A 19323-nucleotide genomic window follows, 5' to 3' on the forward strand; every position below is an offset into this window, starting at 1 on the left:
GGCGGCCCCGGTGCGTGACTGTGGACAACCAGGACAGCGTTGTCGTGTCCCTGATCCGAGTTATCCACAGGGTCAAGCGGAATCCGAGGATCCGCGAGATCGTCGGCGCATGACGAATCACAGCGAAACCGCCGGACCCTTCGGAAACGACGACATCTCCGCACACGTCCCGTCGGCCGGACCCGTCGACCACACCGCCCAGGTCACCCTGCGCACCCCCGCCGAACTGGCCGACGCCCTGCCCTACCTGCTCGGCTACCGCCCCGAGGACAGCATGGTGCTCGTCGCCCTGCACGACCGGGGAGGCCGCGGGAGGTTCGGCGGCCGGGCCCGGCTCGGCATCCCCGCGAACGAGGAGGACTGGGAGGCCGCCGCCCGGCAGTTGGCCCGCGGGCTGGTGACCGGCAGCGAGCGGCGCGGCGCCCGGCCCGAGGGCATGGTGGCCTACGTCTGCCAGGAACCGGGCCCCGGAGAGTCCGGCCGGGAGGTCAAACAACGGCTGACGAGGCTCGCTCAGCTGATGCGCACGGAGTGCGGCAGCCTCGACGTGCCGGTCGTCGAGGCCCTGTGCGTGTCGGACGGACGCTTCTGGTCGTACTGCTGCCCGGTCACCGGCTGCTGCCCCGAGGAAGGCTCGCCGATGGGCCTGCCCGGCACCTCCGTGCTCGCCGCGGCGGCCACCTACGCCGGCCTCCAGGTGCGCGGCACGCTGAAGGAACTGCGCGCCCGGCTGCAGCCCTGGGAGTCCGCCGCGGCGCTGGACCAGGAGATCGCCCTCGACGCGGCGGGCATGAGCCTGGTGCCGCGCATCCTGGACGAGACGACCCGCCGGGCCGTGGCGGAGGAGACCCTCCTCCTCGCCGAGCGGGTCATCCACCGCCTGGCCGCGACGAAGCCGGTCTCCGGCACCCACCCGGCGGACGTCCGTGACGACGGCCTCCTCGACGCCGAGGAGGCGGCGGCCCTGATCCTCGGCCTCCAGGACCGCACGACCCGCGACAGGGCCGCCGCCTGGATGGAAGGGGATGTGGCAGGCCCCGCACTGCGGCTCTGGCGCGCCCTGGCCCGCCGCTGCGTCGGCCCCTACAGCGAGCACGCCGCCGCACCACTGACCCTCGCGGGCTGGGTCGCCTGGTCCACGGGCGACGAACTGGAGGCGCGCGAGGCACTGGCCATGGCGCTGGGCGCGGACCCCGACTACCTCTTCGCACGCCTGCTGCACCAGGCGTGCAACGAAGGACTCGACCCCGAAGCGGTCCGCCGCTGCCTGCGCGCCCAGAAGCCGTCGGACCCACCGGAGCAGGCCGGGCGGACGGACCCGGCACCGCGGCAGGCACTCGCCGAGCCCGTCGAGGCACCGGAATCCCAGCAGGCGCCCGCCGAGCCCGCTCAGGACCCGGCTCCGGCACCCGGGACCCCGGCGGACGGCCACGGCTCCGGTCCCCGGCCGGGCGGGCAGCGCAGGCGCCGGTCGCGGAGCACGGCCCGCGACGACGACCGCCACGCAGCCCGGACCAAGGCCGACCGGCGCAGGCCGGCCGACTCCCGCCCCCGGTCGGCCCCGGCCGGACCCACCCGGCCCGGCAGCCGGGGAGCGAGCACCCCGCGCACGCGCGCCACCCGTCCCGACGACACCGCGACCGGCGGTGCCCCCTCGAACGGCGTACGTCCACGGCCCGAGGGCGACGCATGACCGCCGGCCGGTGCGCGCCGTGCCCTGCCTGACCACCATCGCCGTCCACCTCCTCGACACCGGCCCGCTCCGTCCACCGGCTCGCCCTGAGCCCCTCGGCAGGGTCCGTGCCGAACGCCTCGACCAGGTGATCGGCGTCCCGGCCACGAACGCGGGCTGGGGGCGTGCGGGCTCGGCGCGAAGGGGGGGGCGACCCATCGGCCGCCGGGCCGGAAGCCCCCGGCCTGCCGGAAGGACCCGCTGGAAGCGGCGGAGGACTTCAGGTACGGCTGCCCGAGACGTTCGCCGGCGGACAGCGCATCACCGGCTCCGCGTCCGTCTCACACCCCGCGGCCTCGTGATCACCCCACGTCCCGTGCGCGTCGCCGAGCAGAGGCGACAACTCGGCCTCGGCGGGTCGGGTGCCATCGGCACCCCCTTCGCAACCAGGCGCGTGACCTCGCACGGGAGGAAGACGCCCGCGCGCAAGACCACCGGCCGACGAAGGGCGGCCCGGCACCTGCGCGCCGCATCGAAAGGAAGCGGCACGGCACCGGTGCGGCCACTGGAGGGAGTGCTTATCGTCAGGAAGACGACTATGATCGCGGCATGCCCTACGACCCGTCAGCGTTTCCGCCCTTCGCCGTCACCGTGGACCTGGTCGTGCTGACCGTGCGCCGCCATGCCCTGTGCGCGCTGGCGGTACGCAGGGGGGAGCCTCCCTTCCAGGGGCGCTGGGCACTGCCCGGAGGCTTCGTGCGGGCCGACGAGGATCTGTCCCAGGCGGCGGCGCGCGAACTGGCCGAGGAGACCGGGCTCTGCGCTCACGACCCCGCGGCCCCGGCGCAGGACAACGGGGCCCACCTGGAGCAGCTCGCCACCTACGGGGACCCCGAGCGGGATCCGCGCATGCGCGTCGTCAGCGTGGCGCATCTCGCGCTCGCACCCGACCTGCCCGCCCCGCGGGCCGGCGGCGACGCCAGCAACGCCCGCTGGGCCCCGGTCGAGGAACTGCTCGAACAAGGCGGCTACGGCCGCGACGGCGAGCCCGTGGCACCCCTCGCCTTCGATCACGCCCGGATCCTCGCGGACGGGGTGGAGCGCGCCCGCTCCAAGATCGAGTACTCGTCGCTGGCCACCGCTTTCTGCCCGCCCGAGTTCACCGTCGGCGAGCTGCGCCGAGTGTACGAGGCGGTGTGGGGCGTGGCCCTCGATCCGCGCAACTTCCATCGCAAGGTGACCGGAACCCCCGGCTTCCTCGTCCCCACCGGAGGGACGACCACGCGCCAGGGCGGCCGGCCGGCCCAGCTCTTCCGGGCCGGCGGCGCCACGCTGCTCAACCCGCCGATGCTGCGCCCCGAGGTCTGACACACGGGAAGGCGGCACGGTGATCCCCTGGGCCGTCAGCCGTCAGCCGTCAGCCGTCAGCCGTCAGCCGTCAGCCGTCAGCCGTCAGCCGTCAGCCGTCAGCCGTCAGCCGTCAGCCGTCAGCCGTCAGCTGTCAGCCGCCGGGCGTTCGTGTCGACCGTGGGCTCCTTCGAACGGCGGACAAAGCAGGGGTCGGGTTGCGCGGAATCTCCCTGTAAACCGCCTTATACCCGAAAAACCAGACATGTCGCGCTATCTTGCTGCAGGTGATCCAGGCCTTCGGACTGACCAGCAATCCCCGCAAGGCGCATCCGCCCGCCGTCGATGACGTCTCCTTCGAAGCGCGTGCCGGGCAAGTCACCGCGCTCCTCGGACGCGCCGGCGCGGGCAAGTCCACGACGCTCAAACTGATGCTTGAGCTCCAACAGGGGCGCGGTATCACCTACTTCAGAGGCCGGCCCCTGCACCGGATCGCCCACCCGTCGCGGGAAGTCGGCGTACTCCTCGGCGATGTGCCCGGTCACCCGGCACGCTCGGTCCGCGGTCATCTGCGGATGCTGTGCGCGGCGACGGGAGTTCCCGCACGACGTGCCGACGAGGTACTCGAAGTGGTCGGCCTCGTCAGCTTCCGCGAGGAACGCCTCGACACGTTGTCGCGCGGCATGGACCGCAGACTCGGTCTCGCCTGTGCCCTGCTGCCCGACCCGCACACGCTCGTCCTGGACGAGCCCGCCGACGGCCTCCCCGCCCGGGAGGCCCTGTGGCTGCACGGCATGTTGCGGGCCCACGCCGACCAGGGCGGCACGGTGCTGTTCACCACGGCCGTGCCCAAGGAGGCCGCGCGGACCGCCGACCGGGTCGTCACGCTCGACGGCGGCAGGCTCGTCGCCGACCAGGAGGCAAGGGCTTTCGCCCGCACCAGGCTCCGTCGGCGAGTGGCCGTCCGCAGTCCTCACGCGGCACGCCTCGCGGCCCTGCTCGCCAAGGACGCCCGCACCGCCCGCCGCTCCGTCGAAGTCGTACGCGAGGGCGGCAACCGCCTGTCGGTGTACGGCAGCACGACCGCCGACATCGGCGAGATCGCCTTCCGTCACGGCATTCTCGTCCATCAACTGGCCGACGAGGTAGGCGACATGGGCCCCGGGGCCGGTGCGGACAGAGGTGAGGGCGGAGACCCCGCCGAATCCCGGCCGGCCGGATCGGACTCGGCGTCTCACGACCGGCGGCCGTGCCCGGAGCAGGATCCGGACGGCCCGCTCTCAACGGCTTCCGAGCGCCCCGCGGCCGGGCCGCACATCCGAGTCCAGGACCCCTCGCCGGGGAACACGACGGCATTCCGCCACCCGGCCGGGCGGCGGGAACACACCCGGTCGGAACCGCCTGCACCGGAGACGAAGCGGGCGATGGCCGGCCTGTCCCCGATGGCCGAAGGTCAGACGGACCCCGGTCGTTCGGCCCCGCAGTGGGCGCGGGGCGCCGACAACGGGCATTCCGGGGCCGCCGCACGGCACACCGAATGGGACCACTCCGCGGCCGTCTCCAGCGCTCCGCCCCGCGATGCGGGCCCGGCCGGCACCGCCTTGCCGGCCGACGGCCCGGCGCCCCGCGGCACGGCCCCGGCCAACGGTCCGGCGCACCCCGGCACCGCGCCCGGTGCGAACGGCACGTCCGCCGAGGCGCCGGGACGAACCGCACGACCATGGCACCGTCGCACCGAGTCCGCGAGCGGCGGAAAAAACAGCCGCGACGGCGGCCGGCCCGCCGACGTGACCACCACTCAGGAGACCGTGCGTGGCGCGGACGCGTCCCCCTCCAGACCGCGGACCGACGGCACGTCCACCCCCGCGACGTCCACCCCCGCGACGGCCATCCTCGGCGCCCGTCTCCGCCTGCCGGGGGCGAGGAACCCCGGCGCCCGGCAGGCGCGGGCCGGCCAGGCGGGCCGCCCCGACGGCGACCGCGCGCCCTTCATCTCCTCCCCCCTCCCGCCCCCCATCTCCGTCCGCCCCGCCCCGAGCCCCCTCCGCCCGCTCCGTTACGAGATCCGGCGCGCCGCCGGCATCGGCACCGGCTTCCTCACCTGCGGCGCCGTACTCGCCGTGTCCGCGCTCACCGCCGTACTCCTGGCCCGGATCGGCCACACCCCGCAGGCACGCCTGTTCGCGGCCTGGCCGCGCGGGCTGCCGCTGCCCCCCGCGGCGCTGGGAGCGGGGCTGCTCGGCGCGCTGGCCTTCGGAGACGAGTTCCGTCACCCCGCCCTGGCGGCGGACCGCGGCACCGTCCCCCGCCGACTGGGGCTGCTCACCGCGAAACTGCTCGTCACCGGAGCCACCGCGTGGCTGCTCGCCTTCCTCACCCTGGGCTGCGATGCCGAAGTGCTCTACCTCGTCTACGGGCGGGAGCTGACGGAGGTTCCCCCGGACTGGCTCCCGCTGACCGCGAGTTGGTTCGGGCTGATCGTGGGCTGCGCCTGGGCGGGTGTGCTGGCGGCCGGCGTGTTCCGGTCCACCACGGCCGGGCTGGCCGCCGTGCTGGCCGTGCCCGTCCTCCTCGTACCCCTCGTCCACAAGGCGCTTCAGGGCCCGGCCGTGCGCCTGGCGGCGGACTTTCCCGTGCGGATGCGGGAGCTCTTCCTGCTGCAGTGGCCCTTCGGAGGGGACCGGTACCTGCTCGCCGCCGCGCGGATTCTCGCCCAACCCTTCGGCGGCGCACTGGCGTTGTCGCTCGTGGGGCTCCTCTGCGCGTATCTGCTCACGGCGCTGCGGACCCGGCTTCGCTGACCGTGCTTCGCGCACTTCCGGCCCTGCTCTGCCCACAACTCCCCGCAGAAAGCCCATTTCTTTCCGATAAGGCGTCAATTGCGACGGGGTGAGCGATCACCCTTTCGTGTGCTTTTCACCAAAGACCTCAAGGGAGTTGGAAGCGACGCCGACAAAGGATCCGTGAGTACCCTTGCGCACACCATGATGACCGCCGCCCGCTCCGCAGACTCAGGTCTGGTCGGCCCGGGCGAACTCGACCGCTACCCCTACGCCGAAGGCCCGGCGGCCGACCGCGTCGGCGCGTCCGCCTGGGACACCGGGGAACCCGAACTGGGCCGTGTCGGCCGACGGGCCGCGGCCAGCCGCGGACGCGGGCTGCACGGCCAGCTCGTCCAGCAGCTGGGACAGATGATCGTCTCCGGCGACCTGGGCGCGGACCGCCCGCTGGTGCCGGAGGAGATCGGCCAGCGCTTCGAGGTCTCCCGCACCGTCGTCCGCGAGTCCCTCCGCGTCCTCGAGGCCAAGGGCCTGGTCAGCGCCCGCCCGAACGTCGGCACGCGCGTGCGTCCCGTCAGCGACTGGAACCTCCTCGACCCGGACATCATCGAGTGGCGGGCCTTCGGGCCGCAGCGCGACGACCAGCGCCGGGAGCTCAGCGAGCTGCGCTGGACGATCGAGCCGCTGGCCGCCCGCCTCGCCGCCGGCCACGGGCGTGAGGAGGTGCAGCAGCGCCTGTGCGACATGGTCGAGATCATGAGCCACGCCATGGCGCAGGGCGACGCGCTCACCTACGCGCGCGCGGACACCGAGTTCCACGCGATGCTGATCCAGATCGCGGGCAACCGCATGCTGGAGCACCTCTCCGGCATCGTCTCGGCGGCGCTCCACGTCTCCGGCGGCCCGGTCACCGCATGTGACCGCCCCAGCGAGGCGTCGCTCGCCCAGCACGCGCGGATCGTCGACGCCCTCGGCACCGGCGACGGCACGGCGGCGGAGACGGCCATGCGCCAGCTGCTCACGGTCCACCCCGAGGTGGAGCGCGTGGTGCCCGCCCCGCGCGAGCACTGACCCGCGAGGGACGTGGTGCGGTCGCCAGTGTGCGGCGTCCTGGTGGTGCTCGCGGCGGCGCCGGGCCCGGGTACCGGCCGCCGCCGGACCTCGCCGGACCCTCTGGAGTCCGGCGGCGTCCGGCGGTGCGACAGGCCCCCGGCCTGAGGGGGCGGTCGGGACGAAGACCACCGATGATCTCGCATGCGCGTATCTGACCGCTTTTGGCCACTTACGGGGTGTGACTCGGGCCACGCAGAATGGGCGTAACGCTCGCGGGGACAGCGCGATGACCTAAGAGGTGACAGCCGCGGAGGGAATACGGACGCCATGCATGGCGCTGTGCATCTCCCCGGCCCCCGCCCGCGCCGTCGGCCCATCCCCAGGCCGGTGGTCGGCTCCTGTCCGCAGTGGACGGTGCCGGAAGCCGTTTTCCAACGTTCCGAGAGGTTGTTCGTGTCGGCCAGCACATCCCGTACGCTCCCGCCGGAGATCGCCGAGTCCGTCTCTGTCATGGCGCTCATTGAGCGGGGAAAGGCTGAGGGGCAGATCGCCGGCGACGATGTGCGTCGGGCCTTCGAAGCTGACCAGATTCCGGCCACTCAGTGGAAGAACGTATTGCGCAGCCTCAACCAGATTCTTGAGGAAGAGGGTGTGACGCTGATGGTCAGTGCCGCAGAGCCCAAGCGCACCCGCAAGAGCGTCGCAGCGAAGAGCCCGGCCAAGCGCACCGCCACCAGGACGGTCGCGGCGAAGACGGTGACCACCCGGAAGGCCACCGCCACCACGTCCGCCCCCGCGGCGCCCACCGCCGCGCCTGCGGCCGATTCCGCCGAGTCCGCCGAGGAAGCCGCCACCAGGAAGGCTGCCGCGAAGAAGACGACGGCCGCCAAGAAGGCGACCGCCAAGAAGACCGTCGCGAAGAAGACGGCCGCCAAGAAGACCACCGCCAAGAAGGACGACGTCGAGCTTCTCGAGGACGAGGTTCTCGAGGACACCAAGGTCGCCGACGAGCCGGAGGGCACCGAGAGCGCCGGCTTCGTCCTGTCCGACGAGGACGAGGACGACGCGCCCGCGCAGCAGGTCGCCGCGGCCGGCGCCACCGCCGACCCGGTCAAGGACTACCTGAAGCAGATTGGCAAGGTCCCCCTGCTCAACGCCGAGCAGGAGGTCGAGCTGGCCAAGCGCATCGAGGCCGGTCTCTTCGCCGAGGACAAGCTCGCCAACTCCGACAAGCTCGCCCCGAAGCTCAAGCGCGAGCTGGAGATCATCGCCGAGGACGGCCGCCGCGCCAAGAACCACCTCCTGGAGGCCAACCTCCGTCTGGTGGTCTCCCTGGCCAAGCGCTACACCGGCCGCGGCATGCTCTTCCTGGACCTCATCCAGGAGGGCAACCTCGGTCTGATCCGCGCGGTCGAGAAGTTCGACTACACCAAGGGCTACAAGTTCTCCACGTACGCCACCTGGTGGATCCGCCAGGCGATCACCCGTGCCATGGCCGACCAGGCCCGCACCATCCGTATCCCGGTGCACATGGTCGAGGTCATCAACAAGCTCGCGCGTGTGCAGCGCCAGATGCTCCAGGACCTGGGCCGCGAGCCCACCCCGGAGGAGCTGGCCAAGGAACTCGACATGACCCCGGAAAAGGTCATCGAGGTCCAGAAGTACGGTCGTGAGCCCATCTCCCTGCACACCCCGCTGGGCGAGGACGGCGACAGCGAGTTCGGTGACCTCATCGAGGACTCCGAGGCCGTCGTGCCCGCCGACGCGGTCAGCTTCACACTCCTGCAGGAGCAGTTGCACTCCGTGCTGGACACCCTGTCCGAGCGTGAGGCAGGCGTCGTCTCCATGCGCTTCGGTCTCACCGACGGCCAGCCGAAGACCCTCGACGAGATCGGCAAGGTCTACGGCGTGACGCGTGAGCGCATCCGCCAGATCGAGTCCAAGACCATGTCGAAGCTGCGCCACCCGTCGCGCTCCCAGGTGCTGCGCGACTACCTCGACTAGGTCGCGGCCGTACGACGCCGAAGGCCCGGCTCCCGTCGCGGGAGGCGGGCCTTCGTGCTGCGCGATGCGGCGCGGTGGATCACTCTGGGTGCCCCAGGAAGACCTGCGAGTGAGGAGCCCGCATGCGCCGTTCCCCTGCCCGGGCACTGATCCGGCCGCTGGCACTGGCAGCCGCCATGGCCGCCATACCCCTGGTGGGCCCGGCTCACCCGGCCGTCGGCAGCGTGGTCGTCGGGGGCTTCCCGATCGATGTCTCCCAGGTCCCGTGGACGGTCGCCCTGGCCAGCCGTGACCTGTTCGGCGGAACCCGGGCCGGGCAGTTCTGCGGCGCCGTGGCCATCGGACGGACCACGGTGCTCACGGCGGCCCACTGTCTGAGCGAAGAAGCCCTCGGGGTGCCGCCGAACCGGGTGCGCGACCTGAAGGTCATCGCCGGCCGCACCGACCTGCTGTCATCGAAGGGCGAGGAGGTCGCCGTACGGGAGATCCGGCTCAATCCGCGGTTCGACCGCACGACCAACTCCGGGGACTTCGCGGTCGCCGTGCTGGCCAGGTCCCTGCCGAAAAGCGCGGTCATCGCCATGGCCCGCGCGGGGGACGCTGCCTACCGGCCCGGTACGGAGGCACTGGTGTCCGGATGGGGCGACACGACCGGCGAGGGAGCCTATGCGCGGCGGCTGCGTGCCGCACGCGTGCGCGTACTCCCCGACGACGTGTGCGCCAAGGCCTACCCGGGCGGCCCCGAGGGCGCCTATCAGGCCACCACGATGCTGTGCGCCGGCGAGGTCGCGGGAGGGCCCGACGGCTGCCAGGGCGACAGCGGTGGCCCTCTCGTGGCCGAGGGGAGGCTGATCGGCCTGGTGTCGTGGGGGAGCGGCTGCGGGCAGCCGGAACACCCCGGTGTCTACACGCGCGTCTCCGAGGTCGTGCGGGCCGTGGAGCCGGCCGCGCGGGCCGGGAAACGGCCCCACGGTCGCTCCTGAGCGCGTGGGCGGGGTATGAGCACGGGCGGCCACTCCTGGTGGGGAGCGGCCGCCCGATCACCGGCCTGTGCCGGGGCTGGCTCGTCGTGTGTGCGAGATTCAGCGCTCTTCTTCGGTGACGGTACCCGGAACGGACGTCAGTCGCTCGGTCTCGTCCTGTATCTCAGCGGCGATCTTCTTGAGTTCCGGCTCGAACTTGCGACCGTGGTGGGCGCAGAAGAGCAGTTCTCCGCCGCTGAGCAGGACGACGCGCAGGTATGCCTGGGCGCCGCAGCGGTCGCAGCGATCGGCGGCCGTCAGCGGGCTCGCGGGGGTCAGAACAGTAGTCACGTCGCCTCTTCTCTAGCTCGACGAGCTGTCGTACCAGGGTCAACATCCAACCAGCCCGAAAACGTTCCCGCTCGTGGCCTTTCCGCGAAAAATTTTTTCCGGGGACGGCTGTCTGCTGCCGGTTGGCGGCGAATGTGCCGTATTGCGTGTCTTGTGTGCGTACGGGTTCGCGCTCTTGCTGTCTCGTCCTCCCGGCTGGGTTGCCGGTTGTTCATGAGGACGTGCCCGGAGCCTAAATGGTTCATGCCCCAAAGGGAACGTGATATGTGCTTCACTCCATCGAGGGATCGAACAGACATGCGAGGCTGGACTAGTGTGAAGGGCCGACGAGGGTGGCGTTACACCGGCTCTACCAGGGCTCGGTACCCTCTGAGCGGCGACCGAAGCCGCCCCCTTACCCAGAAGGGGGCCATCTGAAATTCAGCGAGGAGCGAACCGCGTGACCGCCGAGACGTCCGTGCCGTCCACAGCGCTGCTGGCAGGAGCAGACCGCGACGGTTCCAACTACACCGCGCGGCACCTGCTCGTCCTCGAGGGCCTCGAGGCCGTGCGCAAGCGCCCCGGTATGTACATCGGCTCGACCGACAGCCGCGGTCTCATGCACTGCCTGTGGGAGATCATCGACAACTCGGTGGATGAGGCCCTAGCGGGCGTCTGCGACCGCATCGAGGTGATCCTTCACGACGACGGCTCGGTGGAGGTGCGGGACAACGGCCGCGGCATCCCCGTGGACGTGGAGCCGCGGACCGGCCTGTCCGGCGTCGAGGTCGTCATGACCAAGCTGCACGCCGGCGGCAAGTTCGGCGGCGGCTCGTACGCGGCCTCCGGCGGCCTGCACGGCGTCGGCGCCTCCGTGGTCAACGCGCTCTCCGCCCGTCTCGACGTCGAAGTGGACCGCGGCGGCCACACGCACGCGATCAGCTTCCGGCGGGGCGTGCCCGGGGCCTTCGCCGCCGACGGCGCCGAGGCGAAGTTCGAGGCCAAGAGCGGTCTGCGCAAGACCAAGAAGATCCCCAAGACGCGCACCGGCACGCGTGTGCGTTACTGGGCCGACCGGCAGATCTTCCTCAAGGACGCCAAGCTCTCCCTGGAGAACCTGCACCAGCGCGCCCGGCAGACCGCGTTCCTGGTGCCCGGCCTGACCATCGTCGTCCGCGACGAGTTCGGCCTCGGCGAGGGCGGAAGCAAGGGCGAGGAGTCCTTCCGCTTCGACGGCGGCATCAGCGAGTTCTGCGAGTACCTGGCGAACGACAGGGCGATCTGCGACGTCCTCCGCTTCTCGGGCAAGGGCACCTTCAAGGAGACCGTCCCGGTCCTGGACGAACACGGTCAGATGACCCCGACCGAGGTCACCCGCGAGCTGGGTGTCGACATCGCGCTGCGCTGGGGGACCGGCTACGACACGACGGTCAGGTCGTTCGTCAACATCATCGCCACCCCGAAGGGCGGCACCCACGTCGCCGGTTTCGAACAGGCACTCACGCAGACCATGAACGACGTGCTGCGCGCCAAGAAGCTGCTGCGCGTGGCAGAGGACAACGTCGTCAAGGACGACGCCCTGGAGGGCCTGACCGCCGTCGTCACGGTCCGCCTGGCCGAGCCGCAGTTCGAGGGGCAGACCAAGGAGGTTCTCGGGACCTCGGCGGCCCGCCGCATCGTGAACAACGTGGTCGGCAACGAGCTCAAGGCGTTCCTGACGGCCACCAAGCGCGACGCCGCCGCCCAGGCCCGGGTGGTCATGGAAAAGGTGGTCGCCGCCGCCCGGACCCGGGTCGCGGCCCGTCAGCACAAGGACGCCCAGCGCCGCAAGACCGCCCTGGAGTCCTCGTCCCTGCCGGCCAAGCTCGCCGATTGCCGCAGCGACGACGTCGACCGCAGCGAGCTGTTCATCGTCGAGGGCGACTCCGCGCTCGGTACGGCCAAGCTGGCGCGGAACTCCGAGTTCCAGGCCCTGCTGCCGATCCGCGGCAAGATCCTGAACGTGCAGCGGTCGTCGGTGACCGACATGCTCAAGAACGCCGAGTGCGGGGCGATCATCCAGGTCATAGGAGCCGGCTCGGGCCGCACCTTCGACATCGACCAGGCCCGGTACGGCAAGATCATCATGATGACCGACGCCGACGTGGACGGCTCGCACATCCGCTGCCTGCTGCTGACGCTGTTCCAGCGCTACATGCGGCCCATGGTCGAGGCGGGCCGGGTCTTCGCCGCCGTGCCGCCGCTGCACCGTATCGAGCTGGTCCAGCCGAAGAAGGGCCAGGAGAAGTACGTCTACACGTACTCCGACCGCGAGCTGCGCGACAAGCTCATGGAGTTCCAGAGCAAGGGCATCCGGTACAAGGACTCGATCCAGCGCTACAAGGGCCTCGGCGAGATGGACGCCGACCAGCTGGCCGAGACCACGATGGACCCGCGCCACCGCACCCTGCGCCGCATCAACCTCTCCGACCTGGAGGCCGCCGAACAGGTCTTCGACCTGCTGATGGGCAATGACGTGGCTCCCCGCAAGGAGTTCATCTCCAGCTCGGCGGCGACGCTGGACCGGTCCCGCATCGACGCGTAGCGGCTGCCGCTGGACCTCGGCCGACGGGACGGGAGCGTGCCGGGCGGCCGGGGCCGGCGGGGCCCTGCCGGGCGGAGTGGCCGCCCGGCAGGGACATCGGCTCGAGGTCAGGCGCCCGCGAGGGGGTGTGCCCGTCGCTCGCCCCCGCCGCACCGGGCAGATGGTCACCCGCGCCCCCCGGTACGGCCCGGCTCGGCCGACTGCTCCGCTCCCACAGTCCGACTGCTCCGCTCCCACAGTCGGTGTCGGCCCCAGCCGCCGACGTGGGCCACACGTCATTGCGTGGCGGTACCGGCGCGCCTGCCATCGGCCGCCGGTTCACGAGCGACCCGGCACCGGTCGTCGCTCCACGCCTCCCGGCCGTCTGCCATCGGCAGGGATGAAAGGGCCTGATCCGAGGATCCGAAGAGAACCGTCGGGTCGGCGGGATACCCCGTGGCACAGCGGACCTGCCCGGCGGACAGACTCTGGTATCTCCCCGAGCGGCTCCTCACCCCTCCGCCCCCGAACTGTTTCTCCACCCGTGGGTGGAGGCGGGCCGTGTCGAGGTTCCACCCGTGATCCACCCCTGCTCCGATCCGCTGACCTGCGATTCTCCGTAACTTGGAAGGCGTCGGGGGCGCTCGCTCCGGCGCCACCTTCTCGCTCACGGAGGCTCTGATGCCCGGGCTCGTCAACGCGCTGGCGATCGTGGCCGTCGTCGCCGTGGTGATCGTGCGGCAGTCCCGCGCCCGCGCGATCGACACGGACCGGCGCTGGTGGCTGCTGCCGCTGGTCCTCACCGTCGTCGCGCTGCGCGAACCCGGCATACTCGACGCCCACCACGGCGTGGAATCCGCCGCCCTGCTCGCGGTCGAACTGGTCATCGGCCTGGCCACCGGCATCGGCTGGGGCCGGACCACCCGGCTCTGGACGGCGCCGGACGGCACCGTCTTGACCCAGGGCACCACGGCGAGCATCGCCGTATGGATCGTGGGAATAGCCCTGCGAGCCGGCGCCTTCGCCTTCGGCACCGCACTCGGCCTGCACCAGGACAGCTCCGCGCTGATGCTCGGCCTCGCCGGCACACTGCTGGTCCGCGGCGGGATGCTGGCGTGGCGGGCTCAGTCCTTCGGCCCCACGAGCCGCCTCGCCCCGGCATACGGTGGCGACAACCCGTCGGCCCGGAAGGAGCGCGTGTGACGGAGAACGCCTGGACACGCTGGCCGTCGCGTGAAGCGCTCGGCCCATTGGGCCTCGGCCGGCCCCGGCGCCTGCTCGCCTGGACCGTCCGCCTGCTCGTGCTGTCGATACTGCTGTGGGCCGCTTTCAGCCAGCGCCACGTCGGCGTCTGGGGAGCGTTCGCGGCAGCGGCGGGAGTCGCCCTCGCCGCTCTCGTCTCCTGGGCCTTCTTCCGGACGACCTATGAGCACCGTCTGCTGCCGTCCCTCGCGCTCATGGGCGTGCTCCTCGGCATCGCGGCCGCCGCCGAGGCGACGGGATTCGGGGGGCCGGCCCTCGTGATCTGGTGCGGCTGCGGAGTCAGCGCGCTGGAACGGCTGCCGCTCGGCGCCGCGGTGCCCGTCGCGTCGGTGGCGCTGGCCTCCTACTCCGCGTTCACCAACGACGTCTGGCTGACCACGGCCGCCACCGTGGCCGGCCTGGCCCTCGCCGGGTACGTCCTGCGGCTGGACGCGGAAGCCCGCGGCAATGCGCAGCGGCTGCTCACCCAGGAGCGCGCCGCCCGGGCGGCCGAGGCCGAGTCGGCCGCGCTCGCCGAGCGGGCCCGCATCGCACGGGAGATCCACGACGTGCTGGCCCACAGCCTCTCGGCGCAGCTCGTGCACCTGGAGGCGGCCCGGCTGCTGATCGAGAACGGGGCGGACCGGGACCGGATCCTGGAACGGGTGGTGGCCGCCCGCGGGATGGCCCGCGACGGGCTCGCCGAGACCCGGCAGGCGCTGTCCGCGCTGCGGGGCGAGCTGACCCCGCTGGAGGACTTCCTGACCGAACTCGTCAGCACGGCCGACGGCGCAGAGGTCACCGTCACGGGTGAGCGCAGACCTCTGCCGGCCGAGGCGTCCCAGGCCGTGCGGCGGGTGGCGCAGGAGGCGCTGACGAACGTCCGCAAGCACGCCCATGGCGCCAGAGTGGATGTGCGGCTCGACTACGACGAGCACGAAGTCACGCTGAACGTGCGGGACTCGGGCGGACGGCCGGGCGAACTCAACGGAGCCGGAGGCGGGTACGGTCTGCTGGGCATGCGCGAGCGCGCCGAACTGCTGGGCGGTTCGCTGGACGCGGGGCCGGACGAAGAAGGATTCGTGGTGACACTGAAGGTGCCCGTATGACGGAGAAGGACGGGCCGAACAAGATCGCGCGAGTGGTCGTGGCCGACGACCAGACCGTGGTCCGCGAGGGCATCGTGATGCTGCTCGGACTGCTGCCCGGTGTGGAGGTCGTGGGGGCGGCGGGCGACGGCGAGGAGGCGGTCAGGCTGGTCGGCGAACTCGCGCCGGACGTCGTCCTGATGGACCTCAGGATGCCGCGCTGCGACGGTGTGGAGGCCACCCGGCGGATCCGCGCGGAGTACCCCGGAACCCAGGTCGTGGTGCTCACCACCTTCTCGGACGACGAGTCACTGTTTCCGGCGCTGCGGGCCGGCGCCCGGGGATACCTGACCAAGGACGCGGGCGGTGACGAGATCGTGCGCGCCGTGCACAGTGTGCTGTCGGGGGACGCGGGGCTGTCGCCGAGCGTCCAGAGACGGCTGCTGGAGCGGTTGTCGCGACCGGAGCCCGAACCCGCACCGCCCCTCGGTCAGCCGCCCGACGGGCTCACCACACGGGAGACCGAGGTCCTGGTGCTGATCGCCGAAGGGCTCGGCAATCAGGAGATCGCCCGCAGGTTGCATGTGTCGACCGCGACCGTGAAGACCCACATCAACAACCTCTTCGCCAAGGCGGGCCTCAAGGACCGGGCGCAGGCCGTGCGGTACGCCTATAGCAAGGGGCTGGCGAAGCCTCCCGCTCGGTGACTCATCCGATGGGGGGAGGAGAAGGAGGAGGGAGACTCGGGAATCGGTTCGCCGAGGGAGGGACGGCCGGTGATCGATGACCGTCCATACGGCGGACGTCCGCACGACCGGGTTCGTCAAAGCGGTCCAGTGATCGTTACGCGCATCACGTCCAGGCCTGGGTCGCCCACACGTAGCGGTGTTCCGGTCGGCCCGCGTCGCCGTATTTGAGGGTCAGTCGCGCCCGGCCGGTGCGCTCCAGCAGTTTCAGGTACCGCTGGGCGGTCTGCCGGCTCACCCCCGTCCGCTCGGCGATCTCCTGGGCGGACAGCGGGCGCTCGGCGCTCATCAGTGCCTGGCGCACCAGCTCGGCGGTCGTGGGGGAGTGCCCCTTGGGCAGCTCGGGCTCCGACGGGGCGGACAGCGCGCCGAAGATACGGTCCACCTGCGCCTGCTCCGCCTCGCCGCCGCCGTCCAGTGTGCGTCGCAGTTCGGCGTACGCCTCCAGCTTGGCGCGCAGACCCGCGAAGGCGAACGGTTTCACCAGGTACTGCAACGCGCCCTGCCGCATGGCCGCCTGCACGGTCGACACGTCCCGGGCCGCCGTCACCATGATCACGTCGGTCTGGTGGCCGCGCCGGCGCATCTCCCCGACGACCGCGAGACCGGTGCCGTCGGGCAGGTAGTGGTCCATCAGCACCAGATCGAGCCGCGGCAGGCTCTCCACCCGGCGCAGCGCCTCGGCCGCGCTGTGCGCCTCGCCGGCCACGTGGAAACCGGGCACCTTCTCCACGTAGGCGGCGTTGACACGGGCCACGCGGGTGTCGTCGTCCACGACCAGGACCTCGATCATCGCGTCTCCTCCTCGGTGACGGCGACGGCCCCGACGGATGCCCCGGGGCCCGCGGGCCCCGGTTCCGGCTCGGTCAGTGCCTCCGGCAGCACCACGGTGAACTCGGCGCCCCCGCCGGCCGCCGGGCCCACGGTCGCGCTGCCGCCCTGTCGTTCGGCGAGCCGCCGGACGAGGGACAGCCCGATGCCCCGCTTGCCGTGCGCGGGCGGTTCCTTGGTGGACCAGCCCTCCGTGAAGATCAGCTCCCGTCGGTCCTCCGGCACCCCGGGCCCCGTGTCGCGCACGCTCAGGACGACCGTACGGCCCTCCGCGCGCAACTCGGCCTCCACGCGCGCGTGCGGGGCGCCCGCGACCGCGTCGAGGGCGTTGTCCACGAGGTTGCCCACCACCGTGACCAGCCCGCGCGGATCGACCAGCCGGTCCGGGAGCCGGGTGTGCTCCGACACCCACAGGGTGACCCCGCGCTCGGCCGCCACGGTCGTCTTGCCCACCAGCAGCGCGGCCAGCAGCGGGTCCTGGATCCGCTCCGCGACCTGCTCGGCGGTGGCCCGGTGGTCGCCGACCACCTCGCCGACGAACTCCGCGGCGTCGTCGTACATCTCCAGCTCCAGCAGTCCCAGCAGGGTGTGCATGCGGTTGGCGTGCTCGTGGTCCTGGGCGCGCAGCGCGTCGATCAGCCCGCGCGTGGAGTCCAGTTCGCGGCCCAGCTGTTCCAGCTCGGTGCGGTCGCGCAGGGTGGCGACGGCACCGCCGTCACCGGTGGGCACGCGGTTGGCGACCAGGACGCGCTGGCCGCGCACGGTGAGCAGGTCGGTGCCGGTCACCCGGCCCGCCAGCACATCCGTCGTACGGCCCGCGCCGAGTGCCTCGTCCGGGGTCCGCCCGAGTGCCTCGTCGCCGATCCCCAGCAGCCGCCGTGCCTCGTCGTTGAGCAGGCGGATGCGCCCGCCGCGGTCCAGCGCCACCACCGCCTCCCGGATGCCGTGCAGCATCGCCTCGCGCTCGGCGAGCAGGGCCGATATGTCGGAGAAGGCCAGGTCCCGGGTCTGCCGCTGGACCCGCCGGGAGATCAGCCAGGCGGCCAGCGCGCCCACCGCGAGCGCCCCGCCGGCGTACGCGAACAATCCCGGGATCGCGCTGATCAGCCGCGCCCGCACGCTGTCGTAGGCGATGCCGACCGAGACCGCGCCGACGACGCGGTGGCGGGCGTCGTACAGCGGCACCTTGCCGCGCGCGGAGCGGCCCAGGGTGCCCTTGTCGATCTCCATGACCTCCTCGCCGGCCAGGGCGTCGGAGGGGTCGGTGGAGACACGCCGGCCGACCTCCGAAGGTGTGGGATGCGACCAGCGCACCCAGTCCCGGCCCAGCACCACGATGTACTCGGCGTGTGTGGCCCGCCGGATCCGCTCGGCCTCCCGCTGCACCGGGCCGTTCCTGTCCGGCGCGGTGGTACGGACGCCCTCGGCGATCTGCGGGTCCTGCGCGGTGGTCTCGGCGATGGCCAGGGCACGGCGCATCGCCTCCTCGTCCAGCTGTGCGCTCAGCGGCGCCAGGAAGAGCCCGGTCGCGAGCACCGCGACCCCCGCGGCGATCGCCACCTGCATCAGCAGCACCTGCGAGAACATCCGTCGGGGCAGACCGAGGCGCAGACGGCGTGCGGGGACAGTGGAGCGCATACCCATGACGGTACGTGGGACGGCAGGGGAGCCCCCAGCGGGAGTGGCATGGATCTCTTGATCCATCATTGATCAAGGTTCGCGGCGCCTCGCCGCCGGGTCAGCTCGCCAGAGCCGTCGGCCTCAGCTCGCGCACTTCGACCACGTCCATCCGCGCGGGTGTGCCGAGCACCGCCGCGCCACAGCTCTCCGGGCGGGGCGGCAGTGCCGCGCCCTGCGCCACGGCGACCCGCCAGCGGCGGCCGTCGGAGTGGGCGACGGTGACCTCCCAGCGCGGCGCCGCGCCGGCGGTCCGTACGACGCTCAGCACACCCGCCCGGTACTCGTCCGCCGCCGTCCGCACGGCCAGCTCCGCCGCCTGGCCGGGCCGCCCCCACGCGGAGCACCCCCGGCACCCCTCGACCAGCACGCGCCCCTCCCGGGCGCCGTGCAGGGCCTCCTTGACGGTGTGGGCCCCGGCGCGGCCGTAGGCGTAGCCGTACGGCAGGACGAGCACCGTGGGCGCGAACCGATGTCCACCCAGATGGGTGACTTCCCAGACGCCGCGCACCCCCGACGCGGCCAGCTCGGTGGCCAGGGGGCGGCCCAGGAGGGCGCAGCAGCGGTCGCGCTTGCCGTTGGTGCACACCAGCGCCAGCGGGTCGCCCCGGTGGGGCCGGCCGCCGAGCGCCGCGCCGAAGGAACGGTGGTCGCCCGCCCCGAGGGCGGCGAAGTCCAGGTCGAGCAGGCGCCGCGGATCGCGGGTGGTGGCACCGTGCAGCCACAGGCGCCCGGGAACGGTGTGCGCGGCGTACACCTGCCGCACCGGGGGCGGGCCGGGGTCGGCGTGGCGCCCGGGGCGGCGGATCAGCGCGACACGCACGCCGGTTCCGTCGGCGGCGGCCTCCAGCGCCCGGCCCAGCACGGGGTCGAGATGGCTGGACGTGAGGGCCTTGGCGCCCCACGGGCCGGGCTGTTCCAGCAGCAGCCACGTCGTCGCCGTGGCGGCCGTACCGGTCACCGGCTCGTCCAGGCTGCGGGAGACGGTCGCACACCTACTCACAGAGGTGAGCCTAACCTGACTTGCC

Annotated in this window: 14 protein-coding genes; 10 read left to right on the plus strand and 4 right to left on the minus strand. The window is 72.4% G+C overall.

Translation table 11 applies throughout. The features are described from left to right. Window positions 1–109 precede the first annotated feature (109 nt). The 6 genes from ACZ4W9_RS36450 to ACZ4W9_RS36475 all read left to right on the plus strand — a co-directional run bounded on the left by ACZ4W9_RS36450 (window position 110) and on the right by ACZ4W9_RS36475 (window position 9839). Window positions 110–1693, plus strand: coding sequence for a DUF4192 domain-containing protein (locus tag ACZ4W9_RS36450; protein WP_467943110.1), 1584 nt, complete (start codon window positions 110–112; stop codon window positions 1691–1693). Window positions 1694–2281: 588 nt separating this feature from the next. Further along, the gene (locus ACZ4W9_RS36455; RefSeq protein ID WP_467943115.1) at window positions 2282–3040 is read left to right on the plus strand and encodes an NUDIX hydrolase; all 759 of its coding nucleotides are present in this window, start codon (window positions 2282–2284) and stop codon (window positions 3038–3040) included. A 266-nt stretch (window positions 3041–3306) separates the two neighbouring features. Continuing rightward, window positions 3307–5820: an ABC transporter ATP-binding protein gene (locus tag ACZ4W9_RS36460; RefSeq protein ID WP_467943118.1), complete on the plus strand. Its 2514-nt coding sequence runs from the start codon at window positions 3307–3309 to the stop codon at window positions 5818–5820. A 162-nt stretch (window positions 5821–5982) separates the two neighbouring features. Beyond that, a complete protein-coding gene (locus ACZ4W9_RS36465; protein ID WP_467943121.1) occupies window positions 5983–6870 on the plus strand; it encodes a FadR/GntR family transcriptional regulator in 888 nt (295 codons plus the stop codon). Between the two features lie 435 nt (window positions 6871–7305). Then, the gene (locus ACZ4W9_RS36470; RefSeq protein ID WP_467943124.1) at window positions 7306–8856 is read left to right on the plus strand and encodes an RNA polymerase sigma factor; all 1551 of its coding nucleotides are present in this window, start codon (window positions 7306–7308) and stop codon (window positions 8854–8856) included. Window positions 8857–8978: 122 nt separating this feature from the next. Next, window positions 8979–9839: a S1 family peptidase gene (locus ACZ4W9_RS36475; RefSeq protein WP_467943128.1), complete on the plus strand. Its 861-nt coding sequence runs from the start codon at window positions 8979–8981 to the stop codon at window positions 9837–9839. A gap of 99 nt (window positions 9840–9938) precedes the next feature. Here ACZ4W9_RS36475 and ACZ4W9_RS36480 read toward each other — a convergent pair whose 3' ends face one another. Then, window positions 9939–10169 carry a DUF7455 domain-containing protein gene (locus tag ACZ4W9_RS36480; RefSeq protein ID WP_467943132.1) on the minus strand — a complete coding sequence of 77 codons (231 nt, stop codon included), beginning with the start codon at window positions 10167–10169 and terminating at the stop codon, window positions 9939–9941. Between the two features lie 439 nt (window positions 10170–10608). Between ACZ4W9_RS36480 and ACZ4W9_RS36485 the strand changes: the two genes are divergently transcribed. The 4 genes from ACZ4W9_RS36485 to ACZ4W9_RS36500 all read left to right on the plus strand — a co-directional run bounded on the left by ACZ4W9_RS36485 (window position 10609) and on the right by ACZ4W9_RS36500 (window position 15748). Then, entirely contained in the window at window positions 10609–12732 is a 2124-nt protein-coding gene (locus tag ACZ4W9_RS36485; protein WP_467943137.1) for a DNA gyrase/topoisomerase IV subunit B, read from the plus strand. 660 nt (window positions 12733–13392) lie between these two features. Then, complete coding sequence (locus tag ACZ4W9_RS36490; RefSeq protein WP_467943141.1) at window positions 13393–13914, plus strand: DUF1453 domain-containing protein; 522 nt, start codon at window positions 13393–13395, stop codon at window positions 13912–13914. Continuing rightward, entirely contained in the window at window positions 13911–15062 is a 1152-nt protein-coding gene (locus ACZ4W9_RS36495) for a sensor histidine kinase (protein WP_467943145.1), read from the plus strand. Before ACZ4W9_RS36490 ends, ACZ4W9_RS36495 begins: the two co-directional genes overlap by 4 nt. Continuing rightward, window positions 15059–15748 (plus strand): response regulator transcription factor, encoded by a 690-nt coding sequence (locus ACZ4W9_RS36500; protein WP_467943147.1) that lies wholly within the window; start codon window positions 15059–15061, stop codon window positions 15746–15748. The genes ACZ4W9_RS36495 and ACZ4W9_RS36500 overlap by 4 nt, the downstream gene beginning before the upstream one ends. 145 nt (window positions 15749–15893) lie before the next feature. Here ACZ4W9_RS36500 and ACZ4W9_RS36505 read toward each other — a convergent pair whose 3' ends face one another. The 3 genes from ACZ4W9_RS36505 to ACZ4W9_RS36515 all read right to left on the minus strand — a co-directional run bounded on the left by ACZ4W9_RS36505 (window position 15894) and on the right by ACZ4W9_RS36515 (window position 19298). Continuing rightward, the gene (locus ACZ4W9_RS36505) at window positions 15894–16580 is read right to left on the minus strand and encodes a DUF7342 family protein (protein ID WP_467943149.1); all 687 of its coding nucleotides are present in this window, start codon (window positions 16578–16580) and stop codon (window positions 15894–15896) included. Next, window positions 16577–18256 carry an ATP-binding protein gene (locus ACZ4W9_RS36510; RefSeq protein WP_467943153.1) on the minus strand — a complete coding sequence of 560 codons (1680 nt, stop codon included), beginning with the start codon at window positions 18254–18256 and terminating at the stop codon, window positions 16577–16579. The genes ACZ4W9_RS36505 and ACZ4W9_RS36510 overlap by 4 nt, the downstream gene beginning before the upstream one ends. 100 nt (window positions 18257–18356) lie before the next feature. Then, window positions 18357–19298 (minus strand): sucrase ferredoxin, encoded by a 942-nt coding sequence (locus ACZ4W9_RS36515; protein WP_467943156.1) that lies wholly within the window; start codon window positions 19296–19298, stop codon window positions 18357–18359. Window positions 19299–19323 lie beyond the last annotated feature (25 nt).

The sequence above is a fragment of the Streptomyces sp. NPDC029296 genome, assembly GCF_055569255.1.

What these genes read in the sequence shown, in the direction of transcription:
- ACZ4W9_RS36510 (WP_467943153.1), bottom strand. Translation starts at nt 18,256, where the DNA reads ATGCGCTCCACTGTCCCCGCACGCCGTCTGCGCCTCGGTCTGCCCCGA.
- ACZ4W9_RS36450 (WP_467943110.1), top strand. Translation starts at nt 110, where the DNA reads ATGACGAATCACAGCGAAACCGCCGGACCCTTCGGAAACGACGACATC.
- ACZ4W9_RS36505 (WP_467943149.1), bottom strand. Translation starts at nt 16,580, where the DNA reads ATGATCGAGGTCCTGGTCGTGGACGACGACACCCGCGTGGCCCGTGTC.
- ACZ4W9_RS36475 (WP_467943128.1), top strand. Translation starts at nt 8,979, where the DNA reads ATGCGCCGTTCCCCTGCCCGGGCACTGATCCGGCCGCTGGCACTGGCA.
- ACZ4W9_RS36490 (WP_467943141.1), top strand. Translation starts at nt 13,393, where the DNA reads ATGCCCGGGCTCGTCAACGCGCTGGCGATCGTGGCCGTCGTCGCCGTG.
- ACZ4W9_RS36455 (WP_467943115.1), top strand. Translation starts at nt 2,282, where the DNA reads ATGCCCTACGACCCGTCAGCGTTTCCGCCCTTCGCCGTCACCGTGGAC.
- ACZ4W9_RS36500 (WP_467943147.1), top strand. Translation starts at nt 15,059, where the DNA reads ATGACGGAGAAGGACGGGCCGAACAAGATCGCGCGAGTGGTCGTGGCC.